Consider the following 18,118-nt stretch of genomic DNA (forward strand, 5'->3'; position numbering starts at 1 on the left):
AGCCCGTTCGCATGTGCGGGATAGCGGGCATCTTCCACCTTGAAACGGCCAAGCCGGTCGATCCGGCGCGGGTTCGCGCTATGCTGGACGTGATGCCGCATCGCGGACCCGATGGCAGTGGCATGTGGACGGCGCCGGGCGTCGGGCTGGGCCATGTGCGCCTTTCCATCATCGACCTTGGCGGCGGGGCGCAGCCCATGCTGACCGAGGATGAGAGCCTAGCCGTCACCTTCAATGGCGAGATTTATAATTTCGCCGAAGTTCGCGCGGAGCTGGAAGCCAAGGGCCATGTGTTTCGCACGGACAGTGATACGGAGGTCATCCTCCACGGTTACCGCCAGTGGGGCGAGGCCTGTGTCGAGCGGTTCCATGGCATGTTCGCCTTTGCCCTGTTCGACGCGCGGGCGCAGTCGCTGTGGCTGGTGCGCGACCGGCTGGGGGTGAAGCCGCTTTATTATGCGCAGCTTTCGGACGGCAGTTTGATCTTTGGGTCGGAATTGAAGAGCCTGCTTGCCCATCCGCTGCTGCGCCGCGCGCCCGATCTGGCGGCGGTGGAGGATTTCATGGCCTATGGCTATGTTCCCGACGATGCCTGCATCGTAGCAGGCGTGCGCAAGTTGGCGGCGGGTCATACGCTGCGGCTGGTGCGTGGGCGGCCCGTGCCTCAGCCGCAGCGCTATTGGGATGTGAGCTTTGCCGAACGCAGCAGGGCTAAGCCGGAGGCGCTGGAAGAGGAACTGGTCGCTCTGATGCGGCAGGCGGTGCGGTCGCGCATGGTTTCCGACGTGCCGCTGGGAGCATTTCTGTCCGGCGGGGTGGATAGTTCCAGCGTCGTCGCCCTGATGGCGGAGGCGTCTAATCAGGCGGTCAAAACCTGTACCATCGGCTTCGATGTCGCGAGCCTGGACGAAAGCGCCTATGCCGACCGGATCGCCCGGCGCTTTGCTACCGACCACCGCATGCGGATCGTATCGCCCGATGATTATGGGTTGATCGATACGCTCGCCTATCATTTTGACGAGCCCTTCGCCGATGCCTCCGCGTTGCCCACCTATCGGGTGTGCGAACTGGCGCGGGAGAAGGTCACTGTCGCCTTGTCGGGTGATGGTGCCGACGAAGCCTTCGCCGGATATCGCCGCCATCGCTTCCAGATGCAGGGGGAGCGGGTGCGCAGCCTCATCCCCGCATCGGTGCGCGAGCCGCTGTTCGGCGCCTTGGGCCGCTGGTATCCCAAAGCCGATTGGGCGCCCCAAGCGCTGCGGGCAAAGTCGACCTTCCTCGAGTTGGCGGGTGAGGGGAGCGAGGCTTATGCGGCATCCGTCAGCGTGACACCTCATGCCCTGCGACAAAGGCTGTTCAGCCAGGATATGCGCAGTCGGCTGGGCGCCTATCGGGCGGAGGATCGCTATATCCGTGCCATGGCGGAAGCGCCCGCGCGCGATCCTCTCGACCGGGCGCAATATGCCGACATTCATATCTGGTTGCCCGGCGACATCCTGACCAAGACCGACAGGATGAGCATGGCTGTGGGTTTGGAGGCGCGCGAGCCTTTGCTGGACCACCGGCTGGTGGAGTTCGCCGCCCGCTTGCCAGTTGCCCAGCGTATCCGGGGGAATAGCGGCAAATATCTGATGAAGAAGGCGATGGAGCCATATTTGCCCCACGATATTCTCTATCGTCAGAAAATGGGCTTTGTCACGCCGATCAGCAACTGGTTTCGCGGGCCGCTCGCGGGGGAGGCGAGCGCCATTGCGGGTGGCTCGGCGCTTGCCCGAACCGGCTGGTTCGACGCCAAGGCGCTGGGGCGCATCGCGGCCGATCACAAGTCCGGTATGGCCGATCATGGCCGCTTGCTTTGGCAACTGCTGATGCTGGACAAGTCGTTGACCCGCTTGTTCGGCCTTTGACCGGCTGGCAAAGAAGGCGCTTTCACGCAAAGCCTTGCATGGCAGTCCCGCCGGTGCCAACGGAGCGGGCGGGTTAAGGACAAGCAGGACGCAAGTGACAGTTTCGAAGGAAATAGTTCGAGCGCGACTATATCTGCTGTGCCTCCTTGGAGACCTGGCAGGGTTGTTCCTGTCATTTTTGCTGGCGAACTGGTTTGTGCTGGGCGCGCTGCTGGGCGAGCCCGGGAAGCCGCATGGCCTCGTGATGTTCGCCATGGTCGCGCCGCTTTATATATTGCTGGCGGTGCAGGGCGGGGCTTACGGCATTCACATGCTGGACGACATCCGGCGGGGCATCTTCCGTGGGCTGCTGGCGCTGGCGCAGGCGGCCTTGCTGATGCTCCTGGTGGTCTATTTGGGCAAGATCGCCGAACAGCTTTCGCGTTTGACCTTTGTCGTCGGCCTTGGCTTTTCGGCGATCAGCGTCGCGCTGGTACGGCTGGCGATTGCCCGGCTTGGCGCTCGCTTGCTGGGCGAGGTGCCGCACCTTACCGCCGTCATCATGGATGGCGTGGAGATAGAGACCGGCCCGCATATGGAAGTGATCGACGCGGCCGCCGCGAACTTGCGGCCTGCCAGCCACGATGCCGACATGGCGGCACGGCTGGCGGCGGCGGTCGGCATGGCCGAGCGAGTGATCGTCGCCTGCCCGATGGAGCGGATGAGCGACTGGTCGGTGGCGCTCAAATCCCTGTCCGCGCGCGGTGAGATCGTGGTGCCCGAATTGCTGCGCTTCGCGCCAGCGCGCGTCGATGAGTTCGATGGGCAACCGACCATCATCGTGGCGGGCGGCCCGTTCCAGTTCCGCGACCGCATCATCAAGCGGATTTTCGACATCATCGTAGCGACCGCCGCGACCATCGCCATTTCGCCGGTGTTGATAGCCGCCGCGCTGGCGGTGAAGCTGACCAGCCCCGGACCTGTCATCTTCAAGCAGCCCCGGATCGGGCGCGATGCGCGGCCCTTCAATATCTACAAGTTCCGGTCGATGCGGATCGACGCGGCTGACCACAAGGCGGACAAGCTAACGGCGCGGGATGATGATCGGGTGACGCCGGTCGGACGCTTTTTGCGCCGGACGAGCATCGATGAACTGCCGCAGCTTTTCAACGTGCTGCGCGGCGACATGAGCATCGTTGGGCCGCGTCCCCATGCGGCAGCGGCCAAGGCGGGCGACAGCCTCTATTGGGAAGTCGATGAGCGTTATTGGGAGCGGCATTGCATCAAGCCGGGCATGACCGGCCTTGCGCAGGTTCGCGGTCATCGCGGATCGACCGACCATCATCAGGACTTGATCGACCGGCTCCAGTCGGACCTTGAATATGTGACGAAATGGTCGATCTGGCGCGACCTGCGTATCATCATGGCGACCATCGGGGTGCTGGTGCATCACAAGGCCTATTGATGCACGGTGTGGACCTTATCCTTTTGCTCGTTCTTGTTGCGTCGGTCGTGGCGTTGCTGTGGCCGTTCCTCTTTTACCCGCTGATCCTGCGCGCATTGCCGACGAAGCCGGAGGCGGCGCGCGCGGGTGAGGTGCCTTCGGCTTCGCTGCTCTTCTGCGCTTATAACGAGGCGACGGCGATGCCGGAGAAGCTGGCCAATCTGGCGATGCTGAAGCGCCGCCATCCCGGCCTTGAGATTCTGGCCTTTGATGACGGCTCTTCCGATGAGACCGCGTCGCTGATAGCCGCGCGGAGCGATCTGGTGACGCTGATCCAGGGTCCGGGGCGCAGCGGTAAGGCGCATGGCATGAAGCAGCTTGCGGCGCGTGCTGTCGGCGACGTGCTGATCTTCACCGACGCCAATGTGATGCTGGACGAGGACGCGATCGGCCATCTGCTTGCTCGCTATGCGGATCCGCAGGTGGGAGGCGTTCTGGGTTCGCTGCATTATATGGGCGAGGGAGAAAGCGCGACGGCGTCGGTGGGTTCGCTCTACTGGCGGATGGAGGAGCGTCTGAAGGACGAGGAGTCTCGCACTGGCAATGTGTTGGGGGCGGACGGTTCGATCTTTTCCATCCGTCGCGCGCTCTATCCTGTGTTTCCTGACAGTGTGCTTGACGACCTGACGGTGTCGATGGCGGTGGTGTTCGCGGGATCGCGGCTGGTCAAGGCGAAGGACGTCATCGCCAGGGAAAGACTGGTTGCGGGCAGGGGCGATGAATATCGGCGAAAGGTTCGAATTGCCGCGCGAGCTTGGCACACGCATCTGCACCTTCGGCCTCAGCTTCGGCGTATGAAGGCGCTCGACCGTTTCAAATATACGTCCCGCAAGATCATCAGGTGGTTTGGGGGAGTCTCCATCCTGACCGGGGGGATTGCGGCCCTGTTGCTGGCACTCCGCATCTCGCCTTTGCTGGCTCTTGGTGGGATGGTGTTCGCGTTACTTTTGCTGACGATGGGCTTGCGGGCGAAGTCGGGGCCTTTGGCGGCGGTGACCGACATTCTCATCGCCTATGCTGCGACGCTTCAGGGGGTCATGAAAGCCATGTCGGGCCGCACGGTCACCGTCTGGAATCCCGCAAAGTCACGCTGATCCCTCTCGCCAAAGGCGGGGCATCATGTATAGGCCCTCCCCAATGCTGATCGGAGCCAAGGCGTGATTACTTTCCAGCGGGTGGCGAAAGCTGTCGGCAAGCACCTGACCCGGACCATGCTTGCTCTGCGCAAGGCGACGGGTGCGCGCGCAAACCGGGCGTGCCCCGCATGTGGGCAGTCGGTCGTCGGCTTCTTCCGCTATGGCGAGAATGTGGAATGGGGGTGCCCTAGTTGCGGAGCCTCGCCGCGCGAACGGCTGATGAACCATTTGATCGCGGAAAAGGCCCTTATAGTTCCGGAGCATGGGTCCATCCTGCACATGGCGCCTAACGAAGTCAGCCTTGTCCGTCGCTTTTCTTCCGCCGCCGATTATGTGCCCGCCGATCTTGATCCGGCGCGCTATTCGGTGCCCGGCATGCGCCGCGTGGACCTGATGGCGTTGGAGGAGGCTGAACAATATGACCTGTTCTACGCCAGTCATGTCATGGAGCATGTGCCCGACGATCATGCCGTCCTGCGCAATATCTATCGCGCTTTGAAGCCCGGCGGCGAAGCCTGGCTGATCGTGCCGCTGTGGGACAAGCCTACCGAGGATGGCAGCTTCGACATTCCGCCCCGCGAGCGGGAACGGCGATTTGGCCAGTGGGACCATGTGCGCCAATATGGTCTGGATTTCGCCGATCGTATTCGCGCCGCGGGTTTCCAGTTGGAGGAGATCGACGCGAGCGGGATCGATGCCGATACGCGCCATTTCTTTGCGCTGGATGACCGTCTGTTTCGCGCCCGCAAGCCAGTAGGAAGCGCCGCCCGGTGAGCGCGCTGGTCGGCAGGACCATCGCCAGGATGGAAGGGTCTGCCCGCTTCATCGCCCTCATCAAGCTCGCCAATGTCGGGCTGACGCTGATCTGGGGTTTTGCTGTAACTTATGTTTTCGTGCGCGTCCTGCCGCTGCGCGAGTTTCAGGCGTTCCTGCTGCTGGTCGCCTTCGGCAACTTCACCATTTCGGCCGAGTTCGGCCTGACCAGCATTATCTATGCCCGGCTGCGGCGTCATTGGCTTGGCCATGACGGAGACAGCGGGGACGGCTTCCGTCTGGAAGAAATGGGCGTCCTTTTCCTGTTTCTGGGCATGCTGATCCTTGGCGGGGTGGTGATCCTCCTCGTCGCGCTGGTGGCGGGCGGGATCGACACGACGATGCCGCTTCTCTTCATTCTTTTCTTCCTGTCCGCCTGCATCAACCTTCCGGCGTTGCTCGCGAAACGGGCGCTGGCGGCGGTCGATGGGAATTTCGTTTGGGAGATGCTGGATTGCGTGCGGCGGATGATGACCATCGCGCTGCTGCTGCTCATCCTCAAAGGATTGGACGCGCGTCTTTCGGTGGCGCTGCAACTGGTCATCAGCATGGCTGTGATCGGATATGCCATCAAGTTGGTGCATGGTCGGTTGGGGATGACGACGCGGCACTGGCTGGCCTTTCGCCGGGGCGGGGCATATGTGCGCACCCATTATTTGCGGGATATAAGTGCGTCGGCGCTGTTCACCGTGTCGGAGATCGTGGCCTATAATGCGCCCTATTTCACCATAGCGTTCGCCACGCAGGACGCGCGGCCGATGCTGCTTTTCGATTTCCTGTTTAAGATGTCGCGGGCGCTTTCCATGGCCATCCGCGCCATGGTGGAGGCCGCGCTTCCTCGCATCACCCTTGCTTTTCATGGGGGAGACCGGACCCGCCTGCGCCAGTTGCTGACACGCGCACTGGCGGCTGGGTTTATCTTCGCCTTTGCCGCGTCGGCTGCGTTGCTGATGCTTGGGCAGTGGGTCTTCGCAAAGCTGTTCGCTGGACGAGCCGCCATTGGTATGACCGATCTGCTGCTGATTGATGGCGCTTTGCTAGCGCTGACGCTGATCTGCGTGTCGGTCTATGTCCAGGCGGCGCTCGGGCGCTTTTCCCACCTGCTCAAGCGTTCTCTTCCCTTCCTCGCCGGATCGTTGCTGAGCGTGCCGCTGGCCATGATGCTGGGTGATTGGTTCGATCGAGGCTTCCTCGCGATTTATGCGCTGACGATGATCGTGGTTGCGGCGCTTCACGCCCTGTCGTTGCGACGTCTGCTGCAAGGTTCGGCCGCGCGATGAAGATTGCAATGGTCGATCCGTCGCTTTTCACCGGGCGATATGATGACAGCCTGTGCAGCGGTCTTGCTGGACTGGGCGCGGATGTCACTTTGTTCGGCCGCCCGATGCGATCCACTGACGCCATCGCGCCGGAATATTATCGATACGAACCGCGCTTCTTCCGCCGAAGTGAAGCGCTGCGAGCGCGATTGGGGGAGGGCAAGGCCTTTCGTCTGATCAAGGCTGCCGAATATGGTGCTGCCTGCGCGCTTGGCCGGGTCAGTGCGTTGACAGCAGCGGACGTTGCGCATTTCCAATGGCTGCCACTCGCGCCCGCCGACCGCCTGCTGTTGCGCCGATTGAAGGGGCGGGTTCCACTGGTCCATACGGTCCACAATGCGGATGCCTATCATGCCGATGCAGGCGTGCAGGGCAGGGGATATCGCGCTTTGCTCGACCTGTTCGATGCGCTGATCGTGCATGGCGATACGACGCGGCAGGCTTTGGATGCGCAGGGGATCGCACCTACCCGCGTTCATGTGAAGCCCCACCCCCCGATGCGTCTGGCACCGGCAACCTCGGCCGATCTGGCCGCTATTCCCGATCCCTCGGTTCCGCGCCTGCTCTTCTTCGGCACGATCAGGCCCTATAAGGGCGTCGATATATTGATCGAGGCTTGCATGTCGCTCTGGCGGGCGGGTCATGCTTTCGAACTGGTGGTGGCGGGTAAGCCCTTCATGGATGTAACGCCATTGCTGGAAAGAGTCCGGGCTGAGGGCTTTGCCGACCGGCTGATTGCCGACCTTGGCTTCCTCACCGAAGGGCGGCTCGACGCGCATATGGCAAAGGCCGACGCCATCATCTTCCCCTATCGGCACATCGATTCCAGCGGCGCATTCCTGTCTGCCCTGCACCATGGCAAGGCGATGGTAACATCGGATGTGGGTATGTTCGCCGCCTTGCCCGAGGGAGTGGCGATCCGCACAGCGGCCGGAAATCCGGACGATCTTGCTCAAGCCCTCTTGCGGCTAATCCAAAGCCCCGCCATCAGGCAGACGGCTGGCGCGGCGGCACGCGCCTATGGTGAGACTATGGGCAGTTGGAAGGACATGGCCTTGGCAACGATCGGCATCTACCGCTCCGTTATGGCCTCGCGCGCATGAGCCGATATGTCCGCGAACTGGCCGACCGCGCGCTGGCGATCCGCCTCGCCATCGCCGGGCGGGTGCATCAATATCCGGAGATCCAGGCGCTTCGTCGGTTTCTTTCAGCCTTTGCGGTCGATTGCGTGTTCGATGTCGGCGCCAACCGGGGGCAATATGCGGTGATGTTGCGCAAGGACGTCGGCTTTTCCGGCACGATTCTGTCCTTTGAACCCAATCCCGATATTTTTGCCGAGCTATCCCACCGGGCGGCCTCCGATCTCAAATGGCATGTGTTCAACCTCGCCTTGTCCGACTTTCAAGGAACCGCCAGTTTCAACATCATGGCGGCCGATCAATTCAGCTCGCTCAAGAAGCCGTCCGATCGGCAGGATGCTATCTTTGCCGAGCGCAACAAGGTCACCCGGACGGTCGAGATGCAATGCAGGCGGATCGACACGCTTCTGCCGGAATTGCGGGCGGAGCATGGATTCTCCCGTCCGTTCCTGAAGATGGACACGCAGGGTCATGACCTTTCCGTCTGCGAAGGCGCGGGGGCCGCGATCGCCGCCATGGCGGGCGTGCAGACCGAACTTGGCGTGCGGCCCATCTACGAAAACGGCACCAGCTATCAGGCGATGATCGATTGGCTGGAGCAGCGCGATTTTATCCCCTCGGCCTTTTTCGCCAACAACAAGGGACATTTTCCGCTGCTCGTCGAAATGGATGGCATTTTCGTCAACCGGACGCTGCTGCCGCAGGAAAGCTGAATGTACGTTCCGCCCGCCCGGCCTATCGATGCCCGCCGCCTTTTCCTGGCGGGTGCCATCGGCCTGACCCTTTGGCTGGGCGCCACTTTCCTGTGGCATGTGACGTACCGGCAAGGTGTCAGCCTGGCCGTCATCCTGTTTCTGGATCAGGATTTCCCCGCGCTGCTGGGCGGGCTGTTACTGCTGACGCTGGCGGCGCTTTTTGCCGAGGGGATGGGGTTCCGCCTGCCAAAGCCCCGCGGGCGGGTGATCGTGCCGCTGATCGTCGTCTTTGGCCTCGTCGCCTGGGCGGGCCATTACTGGCTGTTCCAGAACTATTCGATTTCGCGAGACGAGGAAGTCGCGCGCTTTGCCGCCGCTTATATGCGAGAAGGATTGTTCGCCCGGCCGATCCCCGCCGAATGGGAAGCCTATCGGCGCGCGATCATGCCGGAATTCTTCTCTCCCTTCGGCGCTGCCGACTATTGGACCGCTGCCTATCTGCCGGTGAACAGCGCGATTCAGGCTCTGTTCTGGCAATTGGGAGACCCGAACCTGGCGGGTCCCGCACTGTTGATCGCCGGGCTCTTTGCCCTGTGGCGCGTGGCGCTGCATCTGTTCCCGACGCGGGACGATGCCGTTTGGGTGACGATGCTGCTTGGGTTGTCGTCCACGCAGCTCTGGGTCACGGCGATGACCCCTTATGCGATGACGGGCCATTTCGCGCTCAACATGGTCTGGCTCGCGCTTGTCCTCCGGGGCGGCGTAATCGGTCATGTCAGTGCTGGCGCGGTGGCGCTGGTGGCGGCTGGTCTGCACCAATGGCATTTCCCGCCCATCTTCATCGCGCCCTTCATCCTATGGATGCTCCTGTCGCGCCGCTGGGCCGTGGCCGCATTTCACGTCCTGATCCTGATCGCTATCGTTGTCGTGTGGGCAAAGCTTTGGCCCGGATTCCTTTTGCAGTCGTTAGGACCTGCCGCCGATGTCCGACCTTCCGCAGGGGTGGCGGACAAGGTCGGCAGCCTGTTCGAACGCTTGGGGGATCGCTGGCAACCGCTGGTCAACCTCAGCCGCTTTGCCGCATGGAACAACATATTGATGGTGCCGCTGGCGGCGCTGGGCGTGATGGCGATGCAATGGCGCAAGGCGTTGCGGGGGCAGGAAATCGCATTGCCGCTGGCGCTGGGCTGCTTTGCCGGTTGCGCGCTGGCACTGGCGCAGGGCTATGGCTGGGGCTTTCGCTATGCCCATGGCTTCATCGGGCCGTTCTGCCTGCTTGCGGGGCTTGGCTGGGCGCGTTTCCGTCCGGCGGCGATGCGGCCCATTTACTTGGCCGTTGCGATAACGTTGGCGATGAGCGCCTTTCTGGTCTGGCGCACGCATGTGTTCGTCGCGCCTTACGCAGCTAGCCATCGCATGATCGATGCGTCGAAGGCGGATGTCGTGCTGGTCGATCCACGTGGCGGATTATATGTCACCGATCTCGTGCGCGGCCGGGACGGTGTGCCGGGGCGGCCCATGGTGATGAACCTTGGCATGTTGACGCTGGGGCAGGTGGACGAGCTTTGCCAGCATTATGTCGTGGAGTTGTTCGACCGCGCCGAGTTCCGCCCGTTGGGCATACCGCTTGCTCGCTGGAATCTCGGGCGCATGGACGCGCTCCGCGCGCATATGAAGGCTGCCGGATGCGACAAACCGGTGTTGCCGCCGCTGCCTGAAACCATTGAGGATGCGATGAACGCGTCGGGCGACGTGCTATAATCTAGGGCTTGGCCCCCTTCATGAAGACCCGCTTGCCGCCGATCCATGTTTCCAGAACCTGCGTCGTCCGTATGTCGGTGGGCCGAGCGACGGAGATGTCCCGGTCGATGAGGATGAAATCCGCCCTCTGTCCGGGGATCAGGCTGCCAAAACGCTTATCCGCGAAACCCGCAAAGGCCGCCTGCCGCGTATAGCCGTCAAGCGCTGCCTCAAAGCTCACCCGCTGTTCCGGCATCCATCCGCCTGCCGGTTCGCCGGTCGCATCCTCGCGGCTCATGGCGACGGCCATGCCGACAAAGGGATTGGGGTTCGTCACAGGCGCGCCGGAGCCGAACGCCAATGGTGCGCGATTGTCGAGCATCGCTTTCCACGCATAGCCGCCCTTCAACCGGTTCTCACCCATGCGCGCGACCGCCATGCGCCAGTTTGCGGCCTGAAGCGCGGGCTGCATTGACGCTATGACGCCATTTTGCCCGAAGCGGGGCAGGTCAGCTGGATCGACAACCTCCGCCTTTTCAACCCGCCAGCGCCTGTCGCCCTTGTAGGTTTGGCCCAGTTCCGTGATCGCATCCAGCAGTTCGCTGTTGGCCGCGTCTCCGGAGGCATCGACGGCGATCTGGAAATTGTCCATCGCCGCGCGGCTCATCATGTTGCGCAGCTGCGTGGATGGGATCAGCGAATATCCACGCTGCCCCGGTGCGTCGGCATAATCGGCCTTGAGCCATGCTCCGCGCGACGAGAGCGATCCGTCCAACGCCAGTTTCAGCCCGCCCATGCGCAGTCGGTCATCATAGAGCCACGGCGTCGGCTCAGGTCCTGCAATCAGCACCATATTGTCGAGGCCCTGCGCATAGGAGATGATCCGCAGGCGCAGCGCGCCGCGATCGGCCGAGCGGCGAAATGCCTGCCAATCCTCGATCGTGGTGCCCATGTCGGCAATGCCGGTGACGCCGTTCGCCAGCAACAATTGCTGCGCCCTTTCCAGCGCGATGTCCCGGTCCTTGGGGGCGGGAGGGGGGGCGACCCGCTGGATAAGGTCCATCGCCTTACCGACGAACACGCCGGATGGCTTGCCCCCGGTCATCTCGATCCGGCCACCGGCAGGCGCCTTGCTTGTGGTGCTGATGTTGGCGGCTTTCATTGCCGCTGAATTGGCCCAGCCCGCTTGGCCGTCGGCGCTTTCCAGCCATATTGGGACATCGGCGGAGGCAAAGTCGAGATCGGCAGCGGTCGGCGCCCGATTAAGGCCCCAAAGCTCGGCATTCCACCCCCGGCCGATGATCCATTTCCGTCCGGGATTGGCGGCGACATATTCCCGTATCTCGCCCTGCGCGTCAGCCAGCGAGCGGGTGCCGGACAGGTCTAGCGTGATCTGGGTCAGGCCCAACGCCATGACATGGCCATGCGCGTCGATCAGGCCGGGGATCAATGTCTTGCCCCCGCCGTCCAGTTGGAAGTCCAGACCCTTCGGCCAGCTCCCACCCTTTTTCAGCTTCTTCTTGCGGGGTGGCGCTTCATAGCGTCCGGGCAGCAGCTTTTCGACCTTGCCCTCGTCGTCGATCAGCAGAGCGCGGAAGCGCACGGTACGCCCATTGGCGTCGAGCGCGATGCCGTTCACATTGTCGATGACCCCCGACGCCAAAGCGGGAAAGGGCAGGGCGAGCGCGGTGATAGCCGCCAAAAGGGCGGGCTTCATGCCTTGGTGATCCGCCTCACCAGCGCGCTCGTATCCTGTCGGCTGCCGCCCATCGCCTGCACATCGGCATAGAATTGATCGACCAGTGCGGTCACCGGAAGGGTCGCACCGTTGGCGCGCGCCTCTTCGAGGGCAAGGCCAAGATCCTTGCGCATCCAATCGATGGCGAAGCCGAAATCGAAACTGTCCTGTGCCATAGTCTTCCAGCGGTTATCCATCTGCCAGCTTTGCGCGGCGCCGCCGGACACGGCTTCGAACACCTTGTCCAGATCCAGTTCGGCGGCTTGCGCAAAGCGTAGCGCTTCGGAAAGTCCTTGCAGAACGCCGGCGATGCAAATCTGGTTCACCATCTTGGTCGTTTGCCCGGCTCCCGCGCTGCCGACATGCACGATACGGGCGGCATAGCTTTGCATGACGATCCGCGCGGCCTCGACCGCTGGTCCCGTGCCGCCGCACATGATCGACAGGCGGCCGTTTTCCGCGCCTGCCTGACCGCCCGATACGGGGGCATCGACGCAATGAAGTCCGCGGCTTTCCCCTTCGACGAACAGTTGCCGCGCGATCCGCGCCGATACCGTCGTATGGTCGATGAACAGGCTGCCCGGCTTCATCGTCCGGAACGCGCCTTCCTTGCCGACGGTGACCTGCGAAAGGTCATCGTCGGTGCCAACGCAGCTGATGACGATTTCGGCATCTTCCGCCGCCTTGGCCGGGGTGACCGCCACGGCGCCGCCATAAGCCTCGGCCCACTTCTTCGCCTTTCCGATGGAGCGGTTGTAGACGGTCAATTCGTGTCCGGCCTTCGCCAGATGCCCGGCGATCGGGCCGCCCATGACGCCCAGACCGATAAACGCGATATTAGCCATATGCCTCGTACAGTTAGCCGCGTGGCCTTTCGCCATAGGACGAGATTTCGCCAAGGGCCAGTTCCTTCCGAGGTAAATTTCCGCTAGGGGCGAGCGCATGAACACGTTGAGCAAGATCGAAAGCGCGATGCCGCTGCCCGTTACCGTCGATGACATATTGGCGGCGCGCGTGCGGATTTCGGGCGCGGTCGTGCATACGCCAACGCTGATCAGCCAGACTTTGTCCGACATGCTCGGCTGTAAGGTCTACCTGAAGTTCGAAAATCTCCAGTTTACCGCTGCCTACAAGGAGCGCGGTGCGCTCAATCGCCTGCTTCAGCTGGACGCGGCGTCAAAGGAAAAGGGCGTGATCGCCGCTTCCGCTGGCAATCACGCGCAGGGGCTTGCCTATCACGGCCGCCGTTTGGGCGTGCCCGTGACCATCGTCATGCCCGTGACCACGCCGACGGTTAAGGTGACGCAGACGCAAGGGCATGGCGCGACGGTCGTGCTGCATGGCGAGAAGTTCGACGACGCCAGCACCTATGCACGCCAACTGGCCAAGGAAAATGGCCTGACCTTCGTCCACCCGTTCGACGAACCCGACATCATGGCCGGGCAGGGCACTGTCGCGCTGGAAATGCTGGAGGACGCGCCCGAGATCGACACGCTGGTCATCCCGATCGGCGGTGGCGGCTTGTTTTCCGGCATGGCCACTGCGGCCAAGGCGATGAAGCCCGACATCCGCATCTATGGCGTGCAGGCGGAACTTTATCCGTCGATGTACAGCCATATCAAGCAGGCGAACCTGGCCTGCGATGGCGATACGCTGGCCGAAGGCATCGCGGTGAAGGAGCCGGGTGAGCTGACGCGCCGCTTTGTCGAGCGCCTGGCCGACGACGTCCTGCTGGTCGATGAACGGCATCTGGAGGAGGCGTTGAGCCTGCTGCTCCAGATCGAAAAGACGGTGGTCGAGGGCGCGGGCGCGGCTGGGCTTGCCGCGCTGTTGATGCACAAGGACATGTTTGCGGGCCGCAATGTTGGGCTCGTCCTGACGGGGGGCAATATCGACACGCGCCTGCTGGCGAACGTGCTGCTGCGCGATCTTGCGCGGTCGGGTCGTCTGGCGCGCCTGCGCATCATCTTGCAGGATCGCCCCGGCGCGCTGTTCCATGTCGCCCGCATCTTCGATCAGGAAGCGGTCAACATTCTGGAGTTGTCGCATCAGCGCATCTTCACCAATCTTCCCGCCAAGGGCCTTAGCCTCGACGTCGAATGCGAAACCCGCGACGGGGAGCATCTTGATCGCTTGATCACAGCCCTGCGCGCCGCCGGATATGAGGTAGCGCCGATCGAGGTTGCCTGATCGGCCTCCCGGCGTAGGGAGTACGTTTTTTTTCGTGGTAAATGACCTTTTCACGGAAGGCTGCGGGCGTCATAGTCTGTCCATGACTCAAGTTTCGCGCAGCGTTTTGACGGAGACCGTGGGGTGAGCGCACCATTTCGTTTTCCGCGCTTCTTTGTGACGAACCCCAGCCCGTGCCCTTATATCCCGGGCCGGAGCGAGCGGAAGGTCTTTACCGAACTTAACGGCGACAATGCGGCGGAACTTAACGATGCGCTCGGCCGCATCGGCTTTCGCCGCAGCCAGAATGTCGCCTACCGGCCAAGTTGCGCCGACTGCTCCGCCTGCGTGTCGGTTCGCGTGGTGGCAGGAGAGTTCACGGCCAACGCCACGCAACGCAAGCTCATTCGCCGCAACAGCGATTTGATCGTCACGGCATGCAAGCCATGGTCCACCGAGGAGCAATTCGAACTGCTCCAGCGCTATCTCAAGGCGCGTCATCCGGGCGGCGGCATGACCGAGATGGACGAGATGGATTTCGCCGACATGGTCGAGCAGACCCCGGTCGAAAGCCATGTCGTCGAATATCGCGAGCCCGGCAAGAATGGCCGCCCCGGCAAGTTGATCGGTGCATGCCTGACCGACCGGCAGGGCGATGGCCTGTCGATGATCTACAGCTTCTTCGACACGGAGTTGGAGCACCGCAAGGGCCTGGGCAATTTCATCATCATGGATCACATCCTGCGCGCCGCGAAGGCGGGCCTGCCCTATGTCTATCTGGGCTATTGGGTCGAAGGGTCGCAGCGGATGCAGTATAAGGTCCGCTACCGCCCGTTGGAAAAGCTGAGCCGCAGCGGTTGGGTTCGTTTCGACCCGCAGGAGCAGGCGCAGGCCATCCGGGGCGTAGTTCCTCGCGACGAACCGCCGTTGCCGATCGAACTGGCGGGTATCTTCCGGAAATAGCCTCCTCGGCCTCGACCGCCACAAGGCTGCATGCGTCTATCTCGCGGCAAAGGTCACAGCCTCGATCTTGTTTCCATCCGGATCGCGCACGAACGCCCCGTAATAATGGGCGTCGTAATTGGGGCGAACGCCCGGCGTGCCCTCGTCCGTTCCGCCAAGTTCCAGCGCCAGTCGATAGAACTCGCGGACGGCTTCGCGATCGGCCGCTTCGAAACAGATATGAATGCCGTTGCCGGGCGACGCTCGATCCCCATTCACGGGCGTTTCGACGCTGAACGCCACGTCCGTCACGCCATAATCCAGTGAATGCGGATAATCGCGTATGTTGCGATAGCCGAGCAGCGTCATCAGCGGGTTGTAAAACGCGCGCGCGCGTTCGACGTCATTTGTCCCAACCGACACATGATGGATCATGCCGTCTCTCCTGTCCTTGCCCACTGGGTCTTCAGACAGGCTAAACCCCTGATCCTATTTGCAGTTGCACCTGCGTTTGACGCCATGGCGACGCGTCGTCGTTTCGGTCACGTAGCTGGTGGTAGTGACCGTCGGCGTGATGACCACTGTCGTTGTCGTGGCACCCGGATAATAATAGCCGCCCGCGATGTAGCCGGGGGCCTGCGTCGTCGTCACCACCGGGGCGCCGGGGCCATCATGCCGAACGATCGGCGGTGGTGCGCCATAGGGCGGAGCGTCATAATCCACTCCATAGTTACTGCGCGCCTCGCCTTCGAAACGGCCTTCATATTCGCCGCTCACCGTGCGGCCGTTTTCGTCACGCCAGGTGCCGGTCCAGCGCCCTTCATATTCATGGGGTGGGGGCGGAGGCCCGTCATGCGCGATCACATCATCATCATAGGGGACGCCGGGCCGGTCCGGTTCATGATCGGGCGCATCCCAATCGACGTCGCTGCGATGATCCCGGACGCGGCCGTGCCGATCGACCATCACGGCGTCGTCATAATAGCGGGACCAACCATAGCCATCGACGGGCGCGGGCAGGCCGTAGCGTCCATAATTGCCGATCCGGTAGGTGGGGCTCACCCAATAGGATGGCAGGACATAGCCCATGACCGGCCGCCGGTAAGCGCCCCAACCGCCCGGCGCATACCAGCCCGCGAACCAGCGACCCTGAACGCGCGGTCCCCAGCGGTGGACCATCGTTCCGCGGTGCATTCCGGCATGAACCGGCCGCATGCCGGAAAAACTCTTGCCCAGGACAGGGAGCGTCGCGCCCGTTCCGGCTGCATCGCCCGCTAAAGCCGGTGTAGCGAGGCCGAGGGCAAGGCCCGTGCCCGCCAGCATGATGCTCCAGATCCGCATGCAAAACTCCCCGTTGTTCATGGCTGCCTTGAGCATGGCCGTGACGTTAACGTCTGGTTTAGCATGATGATCCGCCTCGATCCACGCGGGGGGAACGCCCCGCCTGTTCCGAAACGGAGCAGGGTTATGAGGCGAGCCGAGTGCCGATCCGTTCGATCAGCATCTCAAGCCCATTCTGGTCGGCGATATCGAAACGCGCCGGGGCAGGGCTATCGAGGTCAAGCACAGCAACGACGCGGCCATCGACCGTCACGGGCACGACGATCTCCGACGCGCTGGCCGCATCACAGGCGATGTGGCCGGGGAAAGAGTGGACATCCTCGACCAGCTGCGTCTTTCCCGTGGCCGCCGCCGTGCCGCAGACGCCTCGGCCTAAAGGTATGCGGATACAGGCTGGCTTTCCCTGAAATGGGCCAAGCACCAGTTCACCTTCTACCATGCGATAGAAGCCTGCCCAGTTAAGGTCCGGAAGAAATTGCCAAATTAGCGCCGCGGCATTGGCCATGTTGGCGACAGCATCCGGCTCGCCGTCCGTCACTGCATCGACGGCCGACAGGAGGTCCGCATAGAGCGTGGACTTGTCGCCATCAGTTGGTGTCTTGAAATCAAACATCGGCAGTCCTCAATCCATCCGCACCTTGCCACGCCCCTGCTTCACTGAACTGCGCGCCTTCTTGGCGTCTACGCGGCGTGCCTTTGCCGCCTTGCCCGGCTTCGTGGCGATGCGCCGGGGATCGCGTTTGTAGGCCTCGACGATCATCTCGGCCAGCCGGTCGCGGGCATCCTGGCGATTGGCCTCCTGCGTGCGGAAGCGGGACGCCTGGATCACTATCTCCCCGCCAGAGGTCAGGCGTGATCCCGCCAGTTCCTTTATTTTGCGGAAGGCATGGACCGGCAATCCCAGCCGATAGAGGGCCACCCTTAGCTGAACCGCAGTGGCGACCTTGTTGACATTCTGCCCGCCGGGACCGCCAGCGGTGATGAAACGCTCCTCCAGCGCATCTTCCGGAATGTCAAAGTCCGGCATCGTCCAGATACTCCGGCCCGAAGCCCGCTGCCGTAAAGGTCGCGGGCAGGGGAGCTGTCGCCTCTGCTGGAGCCTTGCTCCCGCGCGGGACGCTGAGGAAACGGCTGTGTAGCAGCATTGGTCCCTCGCCGGTGCCATATACCGGGTCGCCAGCGATGGCGAAGCCCAAGCCATATAATGTGTGAGCGCGAATCTGATGGGTTCGTCCGGTGCGCGGTGTGAAGACCATCAGCGAGCGGCCGTCCTTCACCGCCAGCTTTCGCCATTCGGTCACAGCGGACTTCCCCTCTTTGGCCGCGATGATGCGCCAGCCCTTGGCCGCGCTGCTGACTTTCTTCAGCGACAGTTCGATCGTGCCGCTTTCGGCTTCCGGTACACCGTCCACGACCGCGACATAGCGCTTGCTGACCGTTCCCGCCTCAAACTCGGCGGCATAGCGCTTGTGCGCCTTGGGATTGCGCGCCAACAGCAGGCAGCCGCTGGTGTCCCGGTCCAGCCGGTGCACCGGCAGAGGCCAGCGCTGAAAGCCGAAGGTCAGTGACGAAAGGTGGTTCTCCAGGCTCAGCGAACCGTCGCGCGGCGCATCGACCGGCAAGCCGGCGGGCTTGTCGAGAATGATGGCTTCACCATCGATGAAGAGAACTCGGTCATGCAATAGGGACAAGGGGT

General features: G+C 62.7%; 17 protein-coding genes. 10 read left to right on the forward strand and 7 right to left on the reverse strand.

Features of this window, described 5'->3' with window-relative positions:
- Window positions 1-11 precede the first annotated feature (11 nt).
- The 8 genes from ACZ5ZH_RS03645 to ACZ5ZH_RS03680 all read left to right on the forward strand — a co-directional run bounded on the left by ACZ5ZH_RS03645 (window position 12) and on the right by ACZ5ZH_RS03680 (window position 10,253).
- Window positions 12-1,907, forward strand: a complete 1,896-nt coding sequence (locus tag ACZ5ZH_RS03645) for an XrtA/PEP-CTERM system amidotransferase (protein WP_464772209.1) — start codon at window positions 12-14, stop codon at window positions 1,905-1,907.
- Window positions 1,908-2,001: 94 nt separating this feature from the next.
- Window positions 2,002-3,351, forward strand: a complete 1,350-nt coding sequence (locus tag ACZ5ZH_RS03650) for a sugar transferase (protein WP_464772210.1) — start codon at window positions 2,002-2,004, stop codon at window positions 3,349-3,351.
- The gene (locus ACZ5ZH_RS03655; protein ID WP_464772211.1) at window positions 3,351-4,484 is read left to right on the forward strand and encodes a glycosyltransferase; all 1,134 of its coding nucleotides are present in this window, start codon (window positions 3,351-3,353) and stop codon (window positions 4,482-4,484) included. The genes ACZ5ZH_RS03650 and ACZ5ZH_RS03655 overlap by 1 nt, the downstream gene beginning before the upstream one ends.
- A gap of 63 nt (window positions 4,485-4,547) precedes the next feature.
- Complete coding sequence (locus tag ACZ5ZH_RS03660; protein WP_464772212.1) at window positions 4,548-5,300, forward strand: class I SAM-dependent methyltransferase; 753 nt, start codon at window positions 4,548-4,550, stop codon at window positions 5,298-5,300.
- A gap of 29 nt (window positions 5,301-5,329) precedes the next feature.
- Window positions 5,330-6,619, forward strand: a complete 1,290-nt coding sequence (locus tag ACZ5ZH_RS03665; RefSeq protein ID WP_464772586.1) for a hypothetical protein — start codon at window positions 5,330-5,332, stop codon at window positions 6,617-6,619.
- Window positions 6,616-7,761, forward strand: coding sequence for a glycosyltransferase family 4 protein (locus ACZ5ZH_RS03670; RefSeq protein ID WP_464772213.1), 1,146 nt, complete (start codon window positions 6,616-6,618; stop codon window positions 7,759-7,761). Before ACZ5ZH_RS03665 ends, ACZ5ZH_RS03670 begins: the two co-directional genes overlap by 4 nt.
- Window positions 7,758-8,510, forward strand: a complete 753-nt coding sequence (locus ACZ5ZH_RS03675; protein WP_464772214.1) for an FkbM family methyltransferase — start codon at window positions 7,758-7,760, stop codon at window positions 8,508-8,510. Before ACZ5ZH_RS03670 ends, ACZ5ZH_RS03675 begins: the two co-directional genes overlap by 4 nt.
- Window positions 8,511-10,253, forward strand: a complete 1,743-nt coding sequence (locus ACZ5ZH_RS03680) for an MFS transporter (RefSeq protein WP_464772215.1) — start codon at window positions 8,511-8,513, stop codon at window positions 10,251-10,253.
- A gap of 1 nt (window position 10,254) precedes the next feature.
- Here ACZ5ZH_RS03680 and ACZ5ZH_RS03685 read toward each other — a convergent pair whose 3' ends face one another.
- Complete coding sequence (locus tag ACZ5ZH_RS03685) at window positions 10,255-11,949, reverse strand: amidohydrolase (RefSeq protein ID WP_464772216.1); 1,695 nt, start codon at window positions 11,947-11,949, stop codon at window positions 10,255-10,257.
- Complete coding sequence (locus ACZ5ZH_RS03690) at window positions 11,946-12,815, reverse strand: NAD(P)-dependent oxidoreductase (RefSeq protein WP_464772217.1); 870 nt, start codon at window positions 12,813-12,815, stop codon at window positions 11,946-11,948. Before ACZ5ZH_RS03690 ends, ACZ5ZH_RS03685 begins: the two co-directional genes overlap by 4 nt.
- A 97-nt stretch (window positions 12,816-12,912) precedes the next feature.
- Here ACZ5ZH_RS03690 and ACZ5ZH_RS03695 point away from each other — a divergent pair, with 97 nt between their 5' ends.
- Together ACZ5ZH_RS03695 and ACZ5ZH_RS03700 are read left to right on the forward strand one after the other, a co-directional pair.
- The gene (locus ACZ5ZH_RS03695; RefSeq protein ID WP_196226315.1) at window positions 12,913-14,160 is read left to right on the forward strand and encodes a threonine ammonia-lyase; all 1,248 of its coding nucleotides are present in this window, start codon (window positions 12,913-12,915) and stop codon (window positions 14,158-14,160) included.
- 123 nt (window positions 14,161-14,283) lie between these two features.
- Entirely contained in the window at window positions 14,284-15,102 is an 819-nt protein-coding gene (locus ACZ5ZH_RS03700; RefSeq protein ID WP_460987918.1) for an arginyltransferase, read from the forward strand.
- 36 nt (window positions 15,103-15,138) lie between these two features.
- Here the strand turns inward: ACZ5ZH_RS03700 and ACZ5ZH_RS03705 are convergent, their stop codons facing one another.
- From ACZ5ZH_RS03705 to ACZ5ZH_RS03725, 5 genes are all read right to left on the reverse strand, one after another.
- Window positions 15,139-15,516 carry a VOC family protein gene (locus ACZ5ZH_RS03705; RefSeq protein WP_460987919.1) on the reverse strand — a complete coding sequence of 126 codons (378 nt, stop codon included), beginning with the start codon at window positions 15,514-15,516 and terminating at the stop codon, window positions 15,139-15,141.
- Between the two features lie 54 nt (window positions 15,517-15,570).
- Entirely contained in the window at window positions 15,571-16,422 is an 852-nt protein-coding gene (locus ACZ5ZH_RS03710) for an RcnB family protein (RefSeq protein WP_464772218.1), read from the reverse strand.
- A 124-nt stretch (window positions 16,423-16,546) separates the two neighbouring features.
- Window positions 16,547-17,035, reverse strand: coding sequence for a GAF domain-containing protein (locus ACZ5ZH_RS03715; RefSeq protein WP_460987921.1), 489 nt, complete (start codon window positions 17,033-17,035; stop codon window positions 16,547-16,549).
- 9 nt (window positions 17,036-17,044) lie between these two features.
- Window positions 17,045-17,449, reverse strand: coding sequence for an alternative ribosome rescue aminoacyl-tRNA hydrolase ArfB (gene arfB / locus ACZ5ZH_RS03720; protein ID WP_449472081.1), 405 nt, complete (start codon window positions 17,447-17,449; stop codon window positions 17,045-17,047).
- Window positions 17,436-18,113, reverse strand: a complete 678-nt coding sequence (locus tag ACZ5ZH_RS03725) for an RluA family pseudouridine synthase (RefSeq protein ID WP_460987922.1) — start codon at window positions 18,111-18,113, stop codon at window positions 17,436-17,438. The genes arfB and ACZ5ZH_RS03725 overlap by 14 nt, the downstream gene beginning before the upstream one ends.
- Between the last annotated feature and the right edge of the window lie 5 nt (window positions 18,114-18,118).

It is taken from the genome of Sphingobium sp. TomMM7A, from assembly GCF_055397305.1.

Bases quoted from the DNA above. Each gene is read 5' to 3' on its own strand.
- arfB (WP_449472081.1), bottom strand. From the start codon at position 17,449: ATGCCGGACTTTGACATTCCGGAAGATGCGCTGGAGGAGCGTTTCATC.
- ACZ5ZH_RS03690 (WP_464772217.1), bottom strand. From the start codon at position 12,815: ATGGCTAATATCGCGTTTATCGGTCTGGGCGTCATGGGCGGCCCGATC.
- ACZ5ZH_RS03695 (WP_196226315.1), top strand. From the start codon at position 12,913: ATGAACACGTTGAGCAAGATCGAAAGCGCGATGCCGCTGCCCGTTACC.
- ACZ5ZH_RS03665 (WP_464772586.1), top strand. From the start codon at position 5,330: ATGGAAGGGTCTGCCCGCTTCATCGCCCTCATCAAGCTCGCCAATGTC.
- ACZ5ZH_RS03655 (WP_464772211.1), top strand. From the start codon at position 3,351: ATGCACGGTGTGGACCTTATCCTTTTGCTCGTTCTTGTTGCGTCGGTC.
- ACZ5ZH_RS03680 (WP_464772215.1), top strand. From the start codon at position 8,511: ATGTACGTTCCGCCCGCCCGGCCTATCGATGCCCGCCGCCTTTTCCTG.
- ACZ5ZH_RS03685 (WP_464772216.1), bottom strand. From the start codon at position 11,949: ATGAAGCCCGCCCTTTTGGCGGCTATCACCGCGCTCGCCCTGCCCTTT.
- ACZ5ZH_RS03710 (WP_464772218.1), bottom strand. From the start codon at position 16,422: ATGCGGATCTGGAGCATCATGCTGGCGGGCACGGGCCTTGCCCTCGGC.
- ACZ5ZH_RS03715 (WP_460987921.1), bottom strand. From the start codon at position 17,035: ATGTTTGATTTCAAGACACCAACTGATGGCGACAAGTCCACGCTCTAT.
- ACZ5ZH_RS03675 (WP_464772214.1), top strand. From the start codon at position 7,758: ATGAGCCGATATGTCCGCGAACTGGCCGACCGCGCGCTGGCGATCCGC.
- ACZ5ZH_RS03705 (WP_460987919.1), bottom strand. From the start codon at position 15,516: ATGATCCATCATGTGTCGGTTGGGACAAATGACGTCGAACGCGCGCGC.
- ACZ5ZH_RS03670 (WP_464772213.1), top strand. From the start codon at position 6,616: ATGAAGATTGCAATGGTCGATCCGTCGCTTTTCACCGGGCGATATGAT.
- ACZ5ZH_RS03645 (WP_464772209.1), top strand. From the start codon at position 12: ATGTGCGGGATAGCGGGCATCTTCCACCTTGAAACGGCCAAGCCGGTC.